We start from the raw sequence: 1,757 nt of genomic DNA on the forward strand, positions 1-1,757 counted from the left end.
GAGAAGGCTGAGAATTTTGAATCGAGCACGGGGATTGGCGTTCGAGGAATCGTGGCCGGGAAAAGGCTCGCCATTGGCAACACGGCGCTCATGGAGGAGGAGCGTGTCCAGGTTGAGCCGTTGCGTGCGCAAGCCGAGGACCTGCGCGCACAGGGAGCGAGCGTCATGTATCTGTCCGTTGACGGCACGCTGGCTGGGCTACTTGCCGTGTCGGACCCTATCAAGCACTCGACACCAGAAGCGTTGCAGAGTCTGCGGGACGAGGGTATCCGCGTGATCATGGCCACCGGTGATGGCCTCGCCACAGCGAAAGCGGTGGCCACCAATCTGAACATTGACGAGTTCCGTGGGGAAGTGAAGCCCGCCGACAAGCTTGCGTTGGTGACGCAACTGCAGGACGCTGGCGACGTGGTGGCCATGGCGGGTGACGGGATCAATGACGCACCTGCACTGGCCAAGGCCGATGTGGGTATCGCCATGGGCACCGGGACCGATGTTGCAATGAACAGCGCCCAGGTTACCCTGGTCAAGGGCGATTTGCGCGGCATCGCCCGGGCCCGAAACCTCTCGGAAGCGACGATCCGTAACATGAAGCAAAACCTGGCATTTGCCTTTGTCTATAACGCGCTTGGCGTGCCCTTGGCCGCTGGCGTCCTGTACCCGTTTACCGGGTTGCTGCTGTCCCCCATGATTGCGGCGCTCGCGATGAGCCTGAGTTCCGCATCGGTGATTTCCAACGCGCTGAGGCTCAGGCGGACGGCTGTCTGACGCGAGCCGATCGTTGTTGCAAGTTCTGTACAAGGAATATTTTAATGAAATACCTGTTTGCCGCTGCCATCCTGGCAGGAAGTGCCGCGTCGTATGCCGCGGCGCCTGCCATGACGGTCTATAAGGATCCTAACTGCGGTTGTTGCGAAGAGTGGGTGAAGCACATCAATCAAGCCGGCTTCCCCCCCAAGGTGATCAACTCGACGGATGTGACCTCGGTAAAGACGCGGCTTGGGGTGCCGGCCTCATTCAGTTCCTGCCACACCGCCGTGCTGGAAACTAGCGGCCAGGTCATTGAGGGGCATGTGCCGGCCTCCGCTATCCAGAAACTGGTGGCCAATCGCGCAGTCAAGGGCGTCGCAGTGCCTGGCATGCCGACCAACGCACCGGGCATGGGCAAGCTGAACGGCGGCCTGGTCACGGTGGATTTCCAGGGCAAGCCCTTCTCCCAAGATTAAAGAAATCAGAGCTGGCGGCACCAATGCCGCCAGACAATGCTGCATGGAAGAATCCAACAAGCCGCGCTGGAGGATCATCGGCCTCCTGGGGTTAGGTACCGTCGCCGCGACGGTCATCGCGCTGCAGGCCAAACGCTATCTGGAGACACCGCAAATCCCCGATCGGGCACGGAGTGGGCGTGAATTGCGCATCGACACATCGGATTTACAGCGGGTGGAGCGAGGCAGGCAGCTATATGCGCAGGCATGTGCGGCGTGCCACGGTGCCAAACTGGAAGGGCAGCCGAACTGGCGCGATAGGCTGCCAAGTGGGCGGCTGCCGGCCCCACCACACGACGCGTCAGGCCATACCTGGCACCATGCGGACGCGATACTGTTCTCGCTCACGAAGAATGGATTGGTACCAGGCGTCTCTGCGCCGAGCAATTATGTCAGCGACATGCCGGCCTTCAAGTCGTCGATGTCAGACGAGGACATCGTTGCAGTACTGGCCTACATCAAAAGCACCTGGCCAGAGAAGGTGCAGGCCGC

The 1,757-nt window shown here is 60.8% G+C and carries 3 protein-coding genes; all 3 read left to right on the top strand.

Features of this window, described 5'->3' with window-relative positions:
• On the top strand, window positions 1-768 hold a 768-nt coding region (locus FFS21_RS31850), incomplete at its 5' end, for an HAD-IC family P-type ATPase (protein ID WP_137928647.1).
• 44 nt (window positions 769-812) lie between these two features.
• Entirely contained in the window at window positions 813-1,226 is a 414-nt protein-coding gene (locus FFS21_RS31855; protein WP_011229399.1) for a DUF411 domain-containing protein, read from the top strand.
• A gap of 43 nt (window positions 1,227-1,269) precedes the next feature.
• On the top strand, window positions 1,270-1,757 hold a 488-nt coding region (locus FFS21_RS31860), incomplete at its 3' end, for a c-type cytochrome (protein ID WP_137928648.1).

This window comes from Cupriavidus sp. 2SB, assembly GCF_005503625.1.
GTDB lineage: Bacteria > Pseudomonadota > Gammaproteobacteria > Burkholderiales > Burkholderiaceae > Cupriavidus.

Coding starts and splice junctions, on each gene's coding strand:
- FFS21_RS31855 (WP_011229399.1), top strand. CDS start 813: ATGAAATACCTGTTTGCCGCTGCCATCCTGGCAGGAAGTGCCGCGTCG.